At 61.5% G+C, this 15259-nt stretch carries 14 protein-coding genes and 1 pseudogene; 11 read left to right on the top strand and 4 right to left on the bottom strand.

Annotation, left to right across the window (positions count from 1 at the left end; translation table 11 throughout):
• The first annotated feature begins 135 nt into the window (after positions 1 to 135).
• From GA829_RS25205 to GA829_RS25175, 7 genes and pseudogenes are all read left to right on the top strand, one after another.
• Positions 136 to 1302 carry an NAD(P)/FAD-dependent oxidoreductase gene (locus GA829_RS25205; RefSeq protein WP_195175294.1) on the top strand — a complete coding sequence of 389 codons (1167 nt, stop codon included), beginning with the start codon at positions 136 to 138 and terminating at the stop codon, positions 1300 to 1302.
• A gap of 14 nt (positions 1303 to 1316) precedes the next feature.
• Entirely contained in the window at positions 1317 to 3155 is a 1839-nt protein-coding gene (locus tag GA829_RS25200) for a branched-chain amino acid ABC transporter ATP-binding protein/permease (RefSeq protein ID WP_258051903.1), read from the top strand.
• A 47-nt stretch (positions 3156 to 3202) separates the two neighbouring features.
• Positions 3203 to 4369, top strand: coding sequence for an ABC transporter substrate-binding protein (locus GA829_RS25195; RefSeq protein WP_195175292.1), 1167 nt, complete (start codon positions 3203 to 3205; stop codon positions 4367 to 4369).
• 4 nt (positions 4370 to 4373) lie between these two features.
• Positions 4374 to 5078, top strand: a complete 705-nt coding sequence (locus tag GA829_RS25190) for an ABC transporter ATP-binding protein (protein ID WP_195175291.1) — start codon at positions 4374 to 4376, stop codon at positions 5076 to 5078.
• A gap of 3 nt (positions 5079 to 5081) precedes the next feature.
• Positions 5082 to 5963, top strand: coding sequence for a branched-chain amino acid ABC transporter permease (locus GA829_RS25185; protein ID WP_195175290.1), 882 nt, complete (start codon positions 5082 to 5084; stop codon positions 5961 to 5963).
• A gap of 5 nt (positions 5964 to 5968) precedes the next feature.
• Positions 5969 to 6598 (top strand): FMN-binding negative transcriptional regulator, encoded by a 630-nt coding sequence (locus GA829_RS25180; protein WP_195175289.1) that lies wholly within the window; start codon positions 5969 to 5971, stop codon positions 6596 to 6598.
• Positions 6599 to 6735: 137 nt separating this feature from the next.
• A pseudogene (locus tag GA829_RS25175) lies at positions 6736 to 6930 on the top strand (ornithine cyclodeaminase); the annotation flags it as partial.
• 13 nt (positions 6931 to 6943) lie between these two features.
• Here GA829_RS25175 and GA829_RS25170 read toward each other — a convergent pair.
• Entirely contained in the window at positions 6944 to 7702 is a 759-nt protein-coding gene (locus tag GA829_RS25170; RefSeq protein ID WP_195175288.1) for a hypothetical protein, read from the bottom strand.
• Between the two features lie 274 nt (positions 7703 to 7976).
• On the opposite strand from GA829_RS25170, the gene GA829_RS25165 reads away from it, so the two are divergent.
• Positions 7977 to 8402 (top strand): hypothetical protein, encoded by a 426-nt coding sequence (locus GA829_RS25165; RefSeq protein ID WP_258051902.1) that lies wholly within the window; start codon positions 7977 to 7979, stop codon positions 8400 to 8402.
• A 28-nt stretch (positions 8403 to 8430) separates the two neighbouring features.
• On the opposite strand, the gene GA829_RS25160 is transcribed toward GA829_RS25165, so the two are convergent.
• Positions 8431 to 10116 (bottom strand): tetratricopeptide repeat protein, encoded by a 1686-nt coding sequence (locus GA829_RS25160; protein ID WP_195175287.1) that lies wholly within the window; start codon positions 10114 to 10116, stop codon positions 8431 to 8433.
• Positions 10117 to 10186: 70 nt separating this feature from the next.
• Positions 10187 to 11239, bottom strand: coding sequence for an agmatine deiminase family protein (locus GA829_RS25155; protein WP_258051901.1), 1053 nt, complete (start codon positions 11237 to 11239; stop codon positions 10187 to 10189).
• A 249-nt stretch (positions 11240 to 11488) separates the two neighbouring features.
• Between GA829_RS25155 and GA829_RS25150 the strand changes: the two genes are divergently transcribed.
• Entirely contained in the window at positions 11489 to 11980 is a 492-nt protein-coding gene (locus GA829_RS25150) for a YqhA family protein (protein WP_195175285.1), read from the top strand.
• Positions 11981 to 12044: 64 nt separating this feature from the next.
• Here GA829_RS25150 and GA829_RS25145 read toward each other — a convergent pair whose 3' ends face one another.
• Positions 12045 to 13175, bottom strand: coding sequence for a LysR substrate-binding domain-containing protein (locus GA829_RS25145; protein WP_195175284.1), 1131 nt, complete (start codon positions 13173 to 13175; stop codon positions 12045 to 12047).
• On the opposite strand from GA829_RS25145, the gene GA829_RS25140 reads away from it, so the two are divergent.
• Together GA829_RS25140 and GA829_RS25135 are read left to right on the top strand one after the other, a co-directional pair.
• Positions 13159 to 14163 carry a dimethylarginine dimethylaminohydrolase family protein gene (locus GA829_RS25140; RefSeq protein WP_195175283.1) on the top strand — a complete coding sequence of 335 codons (1005 nt, stop codon included), beginning with the start codon at positions 13159 to 13161 and terminating at the stop codon, positions 14161 to 14163. The two genes, GA829_RS25145 and GA829_RS25140, sit on opposite strands and share 17 nt — an antisense overlap.
• A gap of 8 nt (positions 14164 to 14171) precedes the next feature.
• On the top strand, positions 14172 to 15251 hold the full coding sequence (locus tag GA829_RS25135; RefSeq protein WP_308462127.1) for an ABC transporter ATP-binding protein: 1080 nt from the start codon (positions 14172 to 14174) through the stop codon (positions 15249 to 15251).
• The last annotated feature ends 8 nt before the right edge of the window (positions 15252 to 15259 follow it).

The raw sequence follows: 15259 nt of genomic DNA, 5'->3' as shown, positions 1-15259 counted from the left end.
CTGGGCTCTCTGCCTCGTTGTGTTGAATTTATTACAGAGATTTAAATGTCGGTCAAGAATGAAGAGATGTTGACAAGATGCGTTTGTTAGCTCTAGCTTGTCGCAAAACAGCCAGAGAGACTGTGGGGAACAGCTATGCGGAACGGAAGCGACGTCATTGTCGTTGGCGCGGGAATTGTCGGATCAAGCGCTGCCTATCATCTGGCTGCCGCCGGAACGGCGGTAACACTCATCGAACAGACGCATCCCGCAGGAGGCCCGTCCGGCAAGTCGTCCGCCTTGCTGCATGCCTTCTATCTGATGCCGGAACTGTCACAGCTCTCCATCCGTGGCCGCGAGATATTGGTGTCGCTGCCGGAGATCGCCGGCGAGGGCTCCTTTGTCACCGAAGTCGGCATGATGTGGGTATGCGGCAAGGACAATGAAGCGAGCTGGACGGAAGCGGCCGAACGCATTCGCGGCGAGGGCGCGCTGATCCAGACGCTGTCGCCTCGGGCCTTCGCCGACGCGGCGCCCGGCTTTGCACTGGACAATGTTGCCCTGGCGTTGTGGGAGCCTGAATATGGTTATGCCGATGCCTTCGGTGCCACCAATGCGATTGCCCGCGCCGCCCGTGCCCATGGCGCAACGATCCTGCAGAACACCGGCGTCGAGCGGCTTGTCCGAGAGGGCGATCGCATCACCGGCGTCATGCTTGCCGATGGAACCATGCTCAACGCTGATATGGTCGTGCTTGCCGCCGGGCCGTGGACACGCCGCCTGTTGGCCACTGTCAATCTCGACCTGCCGCTGCATGTAGAGCGCCATCCCATGGCCGTGCTCGATGCCGGCGGCAAGGCGCGCCAGGTCATGCCTTTTGCCTGGTGCGACGATGTTTCCTGCAACTACGCACGGCCTGACAATGACGGTGTCATCCTCGCCGGCACCTGGGCGGGAGGCGGCACTGGCATGCGCCACGAGCACGCGGGGCGCCCGCGTCTGGTGGAAAACCCGGACGACTACATGGAAGGCGTCGAGGAATCGGAGTCGGTCGAGATCCTCGAAACCTTCGCGACGCGCGTGCCAGCCATGGCTGAACTGGGCATCCGCCCGGGCTATGCCGGGCTCTATGACATGAGCCCCGATGATCTGCCGGTGATCGGCGCCATGCCCGACGTCGAAGGACTTGTCGTTTCAGCTGGCTCGTCCGGCCACGGTTTCAAAACCGGACCGGCGGTTGGTGAAGCGGTCGCGAGACTGGTCACCGAAGGGGCTCAACCGATCCTGGCGCCATTTTCGCCCAATCGTTTCAAGGCAGTATGATGGTGTCGGTTACAATGAACGAGAGCAAGGCACGCCGCTTCATGCCGGCGGCATTCCGCAACGCAACCGCCGATGCCTTGTGCATGGTGGCGGCTTTGCTGCTGGTGGCGCTCGCCGCCTATATCTTCGGCGGCGCGGCCATGCAGCGCGTCGTCACCTATGCCGCGATCATGCTGACGGCGGTGCTTGGCCTGCAGATATTTTCCGGCAACAGCGGCATTGTTTCGTTCGGCCATGCCGCCTTCATCGGGCTTGGCGCCTATGCCACAGGCATCCTGACCATGCCGGCGGCGCTGCAGCGCACGGCTCTGCGTGACCTACCGCAGTTTCTGGCTGGCCATGAACTGTCTTTCTTCGCGGCACTGGCTGTCGTGCTGGTGCTCGCGGTGGCAATCGGCCTTCTGACAGGGACGCCGCTGCTCAGGCTGACCGGATCGAGTGCATCGATCGCAACGCTGGCCATGCTGATCATCGTCTACACGCTGCTGGTCGCCGGGCGCGAAATCACCAGGGGCAGCCAGCCCTTCTACGGGGTGCCCCGCGAGGTTGGGCTGTGGACGGCAATCACGATCGCTGCCGTGGCGCTGGTGGCGGCAAGGCTGTTTCGCGAAACCGCATTTGGTCTCGGCACTCGCGCCGCCGCCAATGACGAGCGTGGTGCCGCTGCCGTGGGCGTTGACCAGCGTACGGCCAGGCTCGCCGCCTGGGTGGTCGGCGCCGTTGCCGCCATGGCGGCCGGAGCCATGATGGCGCAATTCCTCGGCGCCTTCTCGCCGCGCGATTTCTACTTCGACCTCGGCTTCACCTTGCTCGCCATGCTGATCGTCGGCGGCATGAGTTCGTCGCTCGGTGCTTTCGCCGGCGTCGTCGTCACCATTGTGGTGATTGAAATCGTGCGCCGTTTCGAAGGCGGCGGCGAGGTGCTGGGCCTGCATCTTCCGGTCATGTTCGGCCTGACCCAGGGCGTCCTGGCGGTCGCCATGATCCTGGTCATCTGGCGGCGGCCGACCGGGCTGTTCGGTGATCGCGAACTGAATTTCCTGCGCCGTTCAGGACGCCAGGCCGTGACGGCTTCGGCTGCACCGCCTGAGCATGTAGGCAATGACCGGCTGGCGGCGGACCATCTGTCGCGACGCTATGCGGGTGTCGTTGCCGTTGATGATGTCACGCTCAGCTTCACGACCGACAGCATCACCGGCATCATCGGCCCGAATGGCGCCGGTAAGACGACGCTGCTCAACATGCTGGCCGGCGATGTCGAGCCAAGCGCGGGAACTGTTTCGCTGGGCGGCGCGGTGAAACAAGCCTCTGCCTTCCGCTTTGCCCGCTCGGGCATTGCCCGCACCTTTCAGAATATCCGCGTCTTCCCGCAAATGACCGTTCTGGAGAATGTCGTCGTCGCGGCACGCCAGATTGAATCTGATCTAGGCCAGGCCGAGGCGGCGGCGATGCGCGAGTTGGCCCGCATGGGCCTGGACAAATTTGCCGATCAGCCTGCCGCCAGGCTGGCTTATGGCCAGCGTCGGCGGCTGGAAGTGGCGCGCGCACTGGCCTTGAAGCCGCGCTTCCTGCTGCTCGATGAGCCGGCAGCTGGCATGAACGCGGTCGAAACCGCCGAACTGGTCTCGATCCTCTCAGCGGTCCGCACTGAGCGCCGTATCGGCGTGGTGCTGATCGAACATGACATGCGGCTGGTGATGAACCTGTGCGAGCGCATCGTCGTCATCGACCATGGCCGCGTCATCGCCGACGGCGTCCCAACCGATGTGCAGAAGAACCCGGCGGTGATCGCCGCCTATCTCGGCAGCCGCACCGCCCGCGCCAAGACGGCACCTGAACCCCAGCCTGCATGACCTCAACGACAACAAGCCAACCATAAAAATCCAGAAGGAGAACCGATATGCCAAGCCTGTATCATCTTCACCGTGCCGCGCTCTGCGCTGCGGTGTTCGGCACGACATTTGTTTCGGCGGCTTCCGCCGAGGAAATTATCATCGGCGCCGCGACCGCCCAGACAGGTGTTCTCGCTCCGTATGATCAGCCCGCGCTCGCCGGGCTTCGCATGTCGCTCGAGGAGCTCAACGCCAAGGGCGGGCTCGGCGGCAAATACACCGTCAAGCTGCTGATCAAGGACACCCGTTCCGACACCGCGCAAACCGCGACGGTCACCCAGGAATTGATCGACGCCGGCGCCAAGATCATGATCACGCCTTGCGATGCCGATCCCTCGATCTCCGCTGGCCAGCTTACCCAGCCGCTTGGCATTCCGACATTGACGCTCTGCGGCTCGGCACCGGTGCTGACCGGTGCGGTTGGCGATGTCATGTTCGGCACCTATCCCGCCGACAATGTGCAGGCGACAGCGGTGGCCGACTTCGCGCTGTCCGAAGGCAAGAAGAAGGTCTTCCTGCTGACCTCGCCGGACACAACCTACACCGCCAACCTGCCGGAGTATTTCGGCAAAGTGTTCGAGAAAAAGGGCGGCGCCATTGTCGGACGCGGCACTTTTACCATGGGGCAGCCTGACTTTTCCGCCGAGATTACCAACATCAAGGGCCTGGCCGACAAGCCGGACCTGATCATGACGGCGGCCTACGAGCCTGACTTCCCCGCCTTCATCCAGCAATTGCGCGGCGCCGGCGTCACCATCCCCGTCTACGGCGCGGATGCCATCGGCACGCCGACCATCAAGGCACTGGGCAAGCTGGTCGATGGTGTCGTCTATACGGCGGCCGGCTATGCCGAGCCGGGCAGCAAGCTGGAAGCCTTCAACGCTGCCTTCACCAAATATGCCGGCCACGCACCGGAATCGACCTATGAGGTCAATGGCTACGAAATCGGCCTGATCCTCGACCAGGCGGTGAAGACCGCCGGCACCGATGACCCCAAGGCGGTGCGCGACGCCATTGCCGGCCTCAAGGATTTCGAAGGCATCACCGGCAAGATCACCTATGCCGGCACTGATCGCATGCCGCTCAGGCCGGTGGCCTTGATGCGCTACGAAGGCGGCGAGCAGAAGCACGTCGAAACCATGATCCCCGCCGCTGCCGACGTTCCCGCGCCGTGATGTCATGCTGAGCGTCGAAGCCCTGAAAATCCGATACGGCGAAGTCGAGGCGGTGCGCCGCGTCGACCTCACAGTCGACAGTGGCGAGATCATCGCACTGGTCGGCGCCAATGGCGCCGGCAAGAGCTCGACGCTCGGCGCCATCGCCGGGCTGGTGCCGGCAGCCGCGGGCAAAGTGGTCTTCGACGGTGTCGATATTACTGGCCTGACGCCGGAGGCGATCGCCCGCAAGGGCGTCTCGCTGGTGCCGGAAGGGCGCCGCATTTTCGCCAGCCTCACCGTGGCCGACAATCTGCGCCTTGGAGGCGCCGTGCATCTGCCGGCGGTCGAGGCGAGGGCGCGCGAGGAGGAAATGCTGGAACTGTTCCCGATCCTGCGCCGCTATCATCGCGTCAAAGGCGGCAATCTCTCCGGCGGCGAGCAGCAGATGTTGGCGATCGCCCGCGCCTTGATGAGCAAGCCGCGCATGATCTTGCTCGACGAGCCGTCGCTCGGCCTTGCCCCGCAATTAATTGATACCGTCTTCGACCTCATCGCCGAATTGCGCCACAAGGGCCTGACCATTCTTCTGGTCGAACAGAATGTGGCGCTGGCGCTTGAGATCGCCGACCGCGCCGTCGTTCTTGCCAATGGCGAGGTGGTGCTGTCGGGCACGGCAAAAGAACTCGCCACTTCGGACCTTGTCCGTCAAGCTTACCTGGGAGCCTAGAGCATGGTCGCGCAGCAGATCATCAATGCGGTGAGCCTCGGCGGCGTCTATGCGCTGCTGGCGCTGGGCCTGGCGATCGTCTTTTCCATCGTCGGCCTGATCAACTTCGCCCATGGCGAACTGATGACCCTGTCGGGTTACGCGCTACTGGCTTCACTGGTGCTCGGTCTCCCGTTCCCGGTAGCGGTGCTCGTCGCTGTCACTTGTGGTGCGCTGGCGGCGGTTGCCATGGAGCGCATCGCGTTCCGGCCGATGCGCGGCGCCAGCGTCACCAGCCTGCTGTTGACCAGTTTCGCGGTTTCCAGCCTGTTGAAAGTCGTGTTCCAGAACGGCATTTCAGCGCGGCCGCAAGCGGTTGCCATGCCCAGCTGGATGACCGGCGCCTTCTCCTTCGGCGACTTCACCATCGGCGTTGGGCCTAGCATCTCCATCGTCGTCTCGGCTTTGGCCCTGATTGCGCTGGAAGTCTTCCTGCGCCGTTCGGTGACCGGCACGGCGATGCGAGCCGCTGCCGAGGACTTCAATGTGGTGCGGCTGATGGGCATTCCGGCCAGCCGCATCATCGCCACAGCCTTCCTGCTCTCCGGCCTGCTTGCCGGGTTGGCGGCGATGCTGTGGGTTGCGCAGCGCGCCTCGGTTGACCCGTTGATGGGCTTCACCCCGGTGCTGAAAGCGTTCATCGCCGCTGTCGTCGGCGGCCTAGGCAGCCTGCCGGGTGCTGTAGCAGGCGGCTTCCTGCTTGGCATCATCGAGGTGCTGTTGCAGGCGACGCTGCCGGCCGCGGTTGCGCCCTATCGTGATGCCATCGTTCTGTCGGGCGTGATCGCCGTGCTTCTGCTTCGCCCGCAAGGCCTCATCCCGGCCGTGCGTGTACAGCGCAGTTAGTGCACATGTACAGCAAGCCAGAATTCGCGCCGCTGTCGCGCGAGGCGGTGTTCGATCTGATCGAGGCGGCGGCCTTCGCCACCGTCGTGACCTCGGGACCGCAAGGCCTTGTCGCCTCGCATCTGCCTTTCGTGCTCGACCGGGACAGGGGCTCGAACGGCACCCTGATCTCGCATCTTGCCAGGCAGAATCCGCACAGCGCGCTGATCGCCGAGGGCAGGGAGACCATCGCGGTCTTCCAGGGGCCGCATGGCTATATCTCGCCGTCCTGGTACCCGCGCAACCCGGTGCGCGACAGCGCGCCGACCTGGAATTTCGCTGTCGTTCATTGCCATGGCAGGCCGGTGCCGCTCGATGATCACGCCACGGCACGGCATCTGCTCAGGCTTGTTGATGTTCTGGAGAAAGACCGTGAAGACCGCTGGCGTATGCGCGAGCTCGGTCCTGGCGGTATGGAACGGCGCATGCCCCACATAATCGGCTTCGACCTGCCGATCGACCGGATCGAGGCGAAGTTCAAGATGGGGCAGGATGAGCGGCTCTACGACACCCTGGGCGCCATCGAGAAGCTGGAACACGGCGATCCGGCTTTGGCAACGATGATGCAGGGGCACAACGCGCATCGCAAAGACTGATTGCCCTCTGAAAGGCGGAGGACAGCAAGGCCACGATCGTCAATCTCAACATCGTTCCGGCCGTCAGCGTCGACCATATGATGAAGGTGGTGCCGCAGATCGGCGTCGAGCGGCTCCTGACGGAATTCGCCGGTTAAGGCCGGCGCGATGCCACTCAGATCTCGCTGTTTGATTCCGTCGGCTTCGCCATCGAGGATTTTTCAACGCTGCGCTATGTCAGGGACCAGCTGCGCTCGACCGGGCTATACCAGGAACTCGACATGCTCGCCGAGCCGCGCGACCTGTTCGGCATGCTTTTGAGGGCCGCGGTGCCGGCCAAGGCCGCGTCATAGGAGGCATCACCGCCTATTTCACGTGCTGATATTTCTTGGTCTTTTTGTTGAAAACATAGTCCATCGAATATCCGGCGCGGCCGTCCCGAAAATTCACCGAGATGGTATCTGAACTCTTTTCCGTAAATTTCTGGACATTCTCGTATATGGGCGTCATCAGCATGCCCGCATTGCAGTCCTCGTCCTTGAACCTGATCTCCTGCGCGACCCTGCCGCTGCGCTTGTGGATGACCTGCATTTTTTCCATGCAAATTCCGGCGCCTGTACTCGTGTAGGTTCCTGAAAACCTCTCGGTGGCGGTCTGTGCCCAGAAGGGGATATCGACGCTTCCGTCGATCTTCTGGTCGTGGGTGTCGTCAAGGCTCGCCACCTTCTTGAGCGTGACAGGATATTTTTCCGTGCCTTTGCTCCAGGTCCCGGTCGCGCCGGTTTCATTCATCTCCAGGGAAAACGGGCATCCGCTGGTGTCGACAGGTGTCTTTGAACCCATCGTCAGGATCCGATAGAATTCCTTGTCGTCTGAAATCTCGCAAAGGCCGAGCTTGCCGTCGCTGACCCTGCCATAGATCGTGATGGGGGTCTGCTTGGCATCCTGGAAATAGCTTCCCTCGACCGTAATCCCACTGCCAAAGCCGTCATATGTCTGAATGGAAAAGTGAATGGGATTTGGCCCAAGAAAACCCTCGTAATTTTCCACGTGGTACCAGCCCGCGAAGGCCTTTCCGCTGAACAGCAACGAGCAAACAGCAACGGACACAAAACGCATTTTCATCCCACCCCTTGATGCATTGTTCACCCCTGCCGCAGGTTGGATCAAATTCCGCGCGGTTTGCAAATCCCTGTCTGTGTCAGATCACCCAGTTTGGATAGCAGCACGTCCGCCCGGGCCAATCCGCAAAGACGTTCAGCGCCAGCGGATCTCCGATTTCAATATGTGGTTCAGACGATCCGAAAACTCGTGCAGGGCCGCTGACCCTACTCTGGCAATGCGAGACTATATGCCTTACCACCAACGCCGACCCGCTATCTGATTTGCGGGGCGCGCAGTGACCAAGCCCATGGAGCAAGTCTTGAAATCAACTCTGGTTCTAGCCATCGCCGCCTTGATGGCCTTCGGTTTTGACATGGCGGCCCAAGCGGCCGGTTTCGACAACATTGTCCTTTCCGCGACGAAGGACGGGGATACGCCCCAGAGCAATTTCCCTGCCGACACCCCGGTGATTTACATATCGGCTGACTTGGTGGATGTCGAACCCACATCGAAGATCACATTCTCCTGGATCTCGGTCGATTCTCACGGCGCTGCACCGGACAACTACACCATCGACAAGGTCGACCTCGATGTCGGATCGAACAATCAGGCGGATTCGCAGCTCAGCAAACCGACGGCGGGATGGCCGGTGGGAACCTATCGTGTCGATTTGCTGATCGACGGGACGGTTGCGGACTCGGTGCCCTTCAGCATTCCGTGATTGGGAGATGAATTGCCCGAAGGCCAGCTCAATGACAGCAGCTGTGTTCTGACGGCACATTCGTCCGGCACAGGCATGACGAGCTGATCGGCACGTCCGCCTTGGCCAATGCTGCGGCGAGCGCCGTCTCCAGCGCCGGCGAGTCTTCGGCCTCGCCGCGTAGTTTCAGGCATTCGACCAGCCCGTGCAGCGCCCACACGTTGTTGGGGTGCTGCGCGCAGCGCTGCACCTTGCCGCTCAGGCCGAGATCGTCACGATAGACTTGCTCGGCCTCTTGCGCGTGGCCCTGATCCAGAAGCAGCGCGGCCAGCGCGTGGCGCGGCGGGTGCATCCACGCCCAAGGCTCGGTGTAGGACAGGTTGTCGTCAAGCTCGACCGCTTGCCGCAGATGGCGGTAGGCATCGTCATGCCGGCCCTTGTGATAGGCCAGCTCGCCGTCAAGCAACGCAGCGCCAACCGCAAGCGAGGCATGCGTGGGATTGCTTAGGAAACGCCGCGTCTGCGGGATACCGGCCAGATGCCGATGGAACCGTTCGCGCTCCACTTCCGCCCTGGCGAAATCCTTCAGCGTCGCATGCGCGACCCCCTTGGCGTAGTGCTGCATCGCGGTGGTCACGACGTAAAGCTCAGGCGCGTCGATCATCGGTTCGTCGATGATCTCCTGCCAGCGGCCAAAGCGCACCTGCACATGCGATTTCATCGCGTGGTAGCCTTCCACCGTCTGGGTGAGCTTGGGCCGGTCCGGGATGCTGACGACTTCGCGCGTCACCAGGCCGCGCACCTGATCGGCGGCCCATAGCGCCGGCCTGGACTGGCCGAGGAACAAGCAGGTGAACATCATCAGATGCAGGTCGTGGCAGCAGCCGAGCAGATAGTAGGTCGGCTCGTCAGCATGGGCGAGATAGAGATCGTTGGCGCGTACCGCCTTTTCGCTGGCAAGTTTCGCTTTCTCATACTCGCCGCACAGAACGTAAATATGCCCCGGCATGTGGTTCATGTGTCCGGCATCCGGGCACATCGTGCCGAGCAGATCCGCCGAGCGCATACCGCGCTCCGGCAGGGTCGACATCTCCAGAAGATGGATGTGAAGGTGAATGATCGCCGGATGCTGTGCAGCGCCTGTGTCATCGGCAAGCCGGATTGATCGCTCGCAAACTTCAAGCGCCTCAAGGACATCCGAATTCGGCGCCGGCTCTCCCGTCTTGAGGTTCCACAGGCGCCGCACTGTGCGCATCATCAGCGCTTCGACAAACAGCGCCATCACATCATGGTCGTCGGGAAAGCTTTGGTAGACGCGCCGCATCTCGGCGGCATAGGCATCGTCCCATCGCTCGAATTCAGGCGGCGTCACGCCATGTGGTTTTTGAAACCTGCAAGCCAGCGCCTCTATCAGGCGCCTTTCCACGTCGCTGGCGGAAGCGGCGTTGGCGCGCGCCAGTTGGACATGTTCGAAACAGAGCTTGGCTGCACGGTTGGCCTCGGCTTCGCCATGCTCCTTCCAGGTCAGATTATAGAAAGGTCCGGCGGCATAGGCGATGCCCCAGTGAATCATTGGGCAACCCGGGTCCGTTTCAAGCGCTTTTTCAAAGCACTTGATGCCTTCCTCGTGGTTGAAGCCGTAGCACCAGTTCAGGCCGATATCGAACCAGCGCTGGGTTTCCGTTGAGCGGGTGGAGATGGGACGCTGGTAGGCACCGAGATCAAAATGATCCATGTCTTCTCATGCAATGAAGTCGCCGAGCAGTCGATGCAAGCCAGTGCCGTGTGCCACGGTTAGGATCGCTCTAGGCAGGTTGCTGTTGTGTCGTACAATGGATGCCGCCGCCGCCTGCCGCAATCCCATCGATGTTCAGCTGGATAATCTCCCGGTCCGGGAACAACTCCTGCAACGCATCGCGTGTCTTGCCATCTGCGTCCTTATCGCCGAACTCCGGTGCGACGACAGCGCCGTTGCAAACGTAGAAATTGATGTAGCCCGCCGCGAACTGGTCGTTTTCGTACTTGCTGCGCACGGTCGATGGACCTTGCAACACGACGACCTTCAGTTTGCGTCCGTTGGCATCGGTGGATTCCCGCAGGATTTCCAGATGCCGTTTGGTCACCGCGTGATCATAGGAGGATGGATCCGGGTCCAGGCCGGCAACGACCACGCCTGGGCTGGCAAATCGGGCGTAGAAGTCGGTATGGCCGTCGGTGATATCCTTGCCGGCGATCCCGGGCAGCCAGATGATCTTTTTCAACCCGAGCAGGCGAGACAGTTCCGCCTCGCATTGGGCTTTGCTCACGCCCGGATTTCGGTTGGCGTTGAGCACGCAGCTCTCGGTGATGATGGCCGTGCCTTCGCCATCGACTTCGAGCCCGCCGCCTTCGAGCACCAGATCGGTCCCGAGGAATTTGGCCTCGACCGAACCGGCGATGAAGCCGGCGACCTTTGCGTCCTCATCGTGTTCCTGCTTGTTGCCCCAGCCGTTGAAATTGAAGCCTACGGCGCCGGACTGCCCTGTCTTGTCTTTGACGAACACCGGGCCGGTATCACGCATCCACAAATCGTCGATTGGCTGAATCACCAGAGTGACCGAAGGCCCACACAGGCGCGCGGCGATGTCATGATCCTCTTCGCGCACGAGCATTTTCACAGGCTCATGCGCCGCGATCGCCTTGGCTATGCTGGCCAGGTTTTGCCTGGCCACGGCAAGCAGCTTTTTGCCCCATATCTCCTCGCTGGGACCGAAGGCCATCCAGGTGGCGGCATGGGCGGCACCCTCATCCGGCATGTGCCACGTTTCATCTTGCGCCCGCGCCGCCCCGGTGAAGCCACTTGCAAGCGTGCCTGTCATGAAAGCTCCTCCTGAAACCAGCATTGTGCGTTTCAAAAAACCGCGTCGCGTTGTCATGAGGAACTCCTTGTTTGCGATCTGGGCATCACGATTGGAAGGCAGCGCTGCTCTCGGTGCTGGAAGTATCGTTGACATTCAGCCTGCATTGCGGCGGGGTCGGGGCCGGCGCGAGAACGCATCTCGGCGCGAAAGTCTGAATGAGATAGACTGCGTCAAGCGCACGCCAAAAGAGATGAAGGCAGGGGACTCATGAAGGCAACACCGGTCTACGGCATCCTGGCCCTGTTTCGCTGGTTTCTGCTTGTGTTTTACGGCGGACTGGCGCTCTCGCTCGTCGCTTTCTCGATCATCTTCATCCGCAAGCTCTGGTCGTTCATTCTCTCGATCCCCTATGTCGACGACATTGATGCGGTGCTGAAAGCGCTTGGCCTGATCGACGCCACGCTGGTCGCCGGACTGATCGTGATGGTGATGCTGTCCGGCTTTGCGAATTTTGTTCAGCACCCTGACGAAACGCAGGAGAAAAGCTGGTTCAACAATCTGAGTTTTGCCGGCCTGAAGACCAAATTCTCGGGAACCATCGCTGCGATATCGGCCATCAACCTGCTCGAAATGTCGCTGGATGTCACCAATCTGGATGTAACCAAGATTTTGCTGTTGTGCGGTGTGCAGGTCGTCTTGCTCCTTGTTTTCCTTGCATTCGCGCTGGCGGAGCGAATGTCGCATTCGGATCACGGCTGATCCCTTCAAATAGCTCACTCAACCGAATGCCGTTATAACCCGTCAGGGTGACTGGCCGTCGAGGTCATGCCGACACGGACGGCATCTCATTTTTTGTTGTTTCCGTCGTCAGCCACTCCAGAAAAGCTTGAGCCGGCTTGGACATCACGCTGCCGGCCGGGGTGAGGATGTAGTAAGCGTTGTTTTGTGGGCGCAGGGCTTCTTTCAACGGCCTGACCAGGGCGCCGCTTGCGAGGTCCTCGGCGCTGGTGACATTGTCACCCAACGCAACGCCGAGCCCAGCACGCGCGGCCGCCAGATTGTGATTGAAATCGGTGAAGCAGAGACGGCGCGCGTCCCTCGCACTGGCATTGCCGATGAGCGAGAACCACTCGATCCAATGGGTGTTCTCGGGATCATCCAGCAGGACGTGGCGAAGCAGATCCGACGAACGGCGGATCTTGTTCTCGCCACTCAGCAGAACCGGGCTGCAGACCGGAAATAGCTCCATCTGCTTCAGCAGGCGAACATTGAGATGCGGCCAGCGGGGCCGGCCAAACATGATCGCAACATCCACGTCAGGGTCGCGGAACGGATCGTCGTCCGTCGGTGGCATCACTGTCAGCGTGACGTCGGCATAGCGGGTGACAAAGCGCGACAGTTTCGGGATCAGCCAATGCGTCGCGAAAGACGGCATGCAGATCACCTTGACCCGGCCGACGATCTCACCGCGACGCACATTGCGAACCGCGAGCGAGAGGCTGTCAAACGCCTTCGAAAGTTGGTCGAGCAGCGCCTGGCCCTCTGGCGTCAGCGAGATACCACCGCGCACGCCATCGATAAGTTCGAGGCCGAGATGCTGCTCCAGCGACTTCAACTGTTTGCTGATTGCTCCATGCGTCACGAAAAGTTCGTCGGCCGCTCGGCTGACGCTCCGGTTGCGGCCGGCGGACTCGAAGGCGCGCAAGGCATTCAGCGGTGGCAGGTCACTCATGGGATGCTCCAATGTAACGGCAAATCGTGCGGCGGCAGTGTGAGTTAAATTCCGATTTTGACATAATTCTTTTCGTTTGATGGAAAAAAAGTCAACGCCTACGATCCCCCGACAAGTTCCAGACCGATGCAGGCGAAGGCCTTGCCGGGTACGAGCCCGCGCCCGGTCGGCGTGTGTCTGAAACTGAGGGAGAGGATCGAAAGCGTTGGAACAGAAAAACAAGTCGCATTATTCGGACACGATCAAGCTGTTCGGATCGGAGCCCGAACCGGCATTCGAATCCGTCGATCGCCTGACAGCCTTGTGGTCGCGCAACTGGGGCTGCGACAACGACGTCGGTCAGATCAGGGCCGTGCTGATGCACCGGCCCGGCGATGAGTTCGGCGTCATCGACCGCGGCAAGCGCATCGATACGACCGGCACCTTCGGCGATCTGGAAAAGGGCTGGTACTGGCAAAGTGACCGCATACCGGAGCTGTCGGAATTGCAGGCCCAGCATGACACCCTGGCGGATGTGCTGCGCGCCGAAGGCGCAGAGGTGATCTATCTCGAGGGCGTCGGGCAGGGGCGCTTCAAGTCCGTCTACACCCGCGATTCTTCCTTTGCCATCAAGGGCGGCGCCATTGTCGCACGGCTTGCACCGCGCATGCGTCACGGCGAGGAACTGCCGGTCACGCGAACGCTGGCCAAGGCCGGCATGCCGATCCTGCGCACCTTACATGGCACGGCCATGGCCGAAGGCGGCAGCTTTGCCTGGCTGAACAGCAGCACGGCCGTGATCGGCCGCGGCATCCGCGTCAACGACCAGGGCATCGCGCAGATCGCGGACGTGCTGCGTCATCAGGGCGTGGAAACGATCGTCGTGGACCTCTCCGGCTATGACATCCATATCGATGGCCATTTCCTGATGGTCGATACACATCTGGCGCTCGTCTCGCCGCGCGGCTTGTCATTCGTCTTTCTGGAGCGGCTGAAGGAACTCGGCATCAAGACCGTCGAGATCACCGAGGACGACAACAGCTGGGTGGTCAACGGTCTGGCTGTCCGGCCGGGCCGGGTGATCATGCCAAGGGGACTGTCGGCGGGCACACGCCGCGCCCTGGAAGGCCACGGCGTCGAGATCATCGAGATCGACTACGACAAGGTGCAGCTCAACGGCGGCGGCATCCACTGCTCGACATGTCCATTGATCCGCGACCGTGTCGATTGAGCAGAGCCGTGACCAGTCACATCAAGATGGTCGGTGTCGGCAAGGCGTTCGGTACGTTCAACGCCTTGAACCACGTCGACCTCGACATAAGCCGGGGCGAGTTCCTGACCTTTCTCGGCCCGTCCGGCTCGGGCAAGACGACGCTGCTGATGATCCTTGCGGGGTTCGAGAAACCAAGCACCGGCATGGTCACCAAGGATGGAGTCGATATCACTGGCGTTTCGGCGGACCGCCGGAACTTCGGCATGGTTTTCCAGGGCTATGCCTTGTTTCCGCATATGACGGTGGCTGACAACATCGGCTTTCCCCTGCGGGTTCGCGGCATTCTGAAGCGCGAGCGGCAAGCCCGCGTCGCCGGGATGATCGATCTGGTCGGGCTCGACGGCCATCAATCGAAACGGCCGCAGAACCTGTCGGGCGGACAGCAGCAGCGCGTCGCGCTTGCACGTGCCCTGGTGTTCAAGCCTGAGCTTCTGCTGCTGGACGAACCGCTGTCGGCGCTGGACAAGAACCTGCGCGAGCAGTTGCAGTTCGAGCTCAAGGAGGTGCATCGCAAGACCGGCACCACCTTCGTTTTCGTCACGCACGACCAGAACGAGGCGCTGGCGCTGTCCGATCGCATCGCCATCTTCAACCACGGCAACATCATCCAGATCGATACGCCGGAGCGGCTGTATTCGGCGCCTTGCGACAGGTTCACCGCCGAGTTCCTCGGCTCGATCAACATCTTCAGATTGAACAACCCGCGCCGTCAGCATGGCAGCATCATTGGGGAATTCAGCGGCCAGGTGCTGAGCGCGCCAGCCGTGGAGGGCGCAACGAGTTCCTTGTTGTCGGTGCGTCCGGAGTTCCTCGACGTGCGCGAGGAAGGTCCCGCGCCTGATGAGGATGGCGTTCGCGCTGTTTTGCGCGCGCGGGTCTATCAGGGCGGAAGCACGATCCTGAAACTGGCCGCTGCTGACGGCTCCGAGTTGATTGCAACGCACGGTGCCGGACAGGCGTCCTGCATCGAGATCGGCAAACCGGCCTGGGTGACCTGGCCACGCATGCGCGGACGCATAATCCCAGAGACTTCACTGAGCCTTTAACAACAACA

Origin of the sequence: Mesorhizobium sp. INR15 (assembly GCF_015500075.1) — a bacterium.
In the GTDB taxonomy this organism is placed as follows: Bacteria; Pseudomonadota; Alphaproteobacteria; order Rhizobiales; family Rhizobiaceae; genus Mesorhizobium.
The sequence above is the reverse complement of the archived record's forward strand: the minus strand, read 5'-3'. Positions and strand labels throughout refer to the sequence as shown.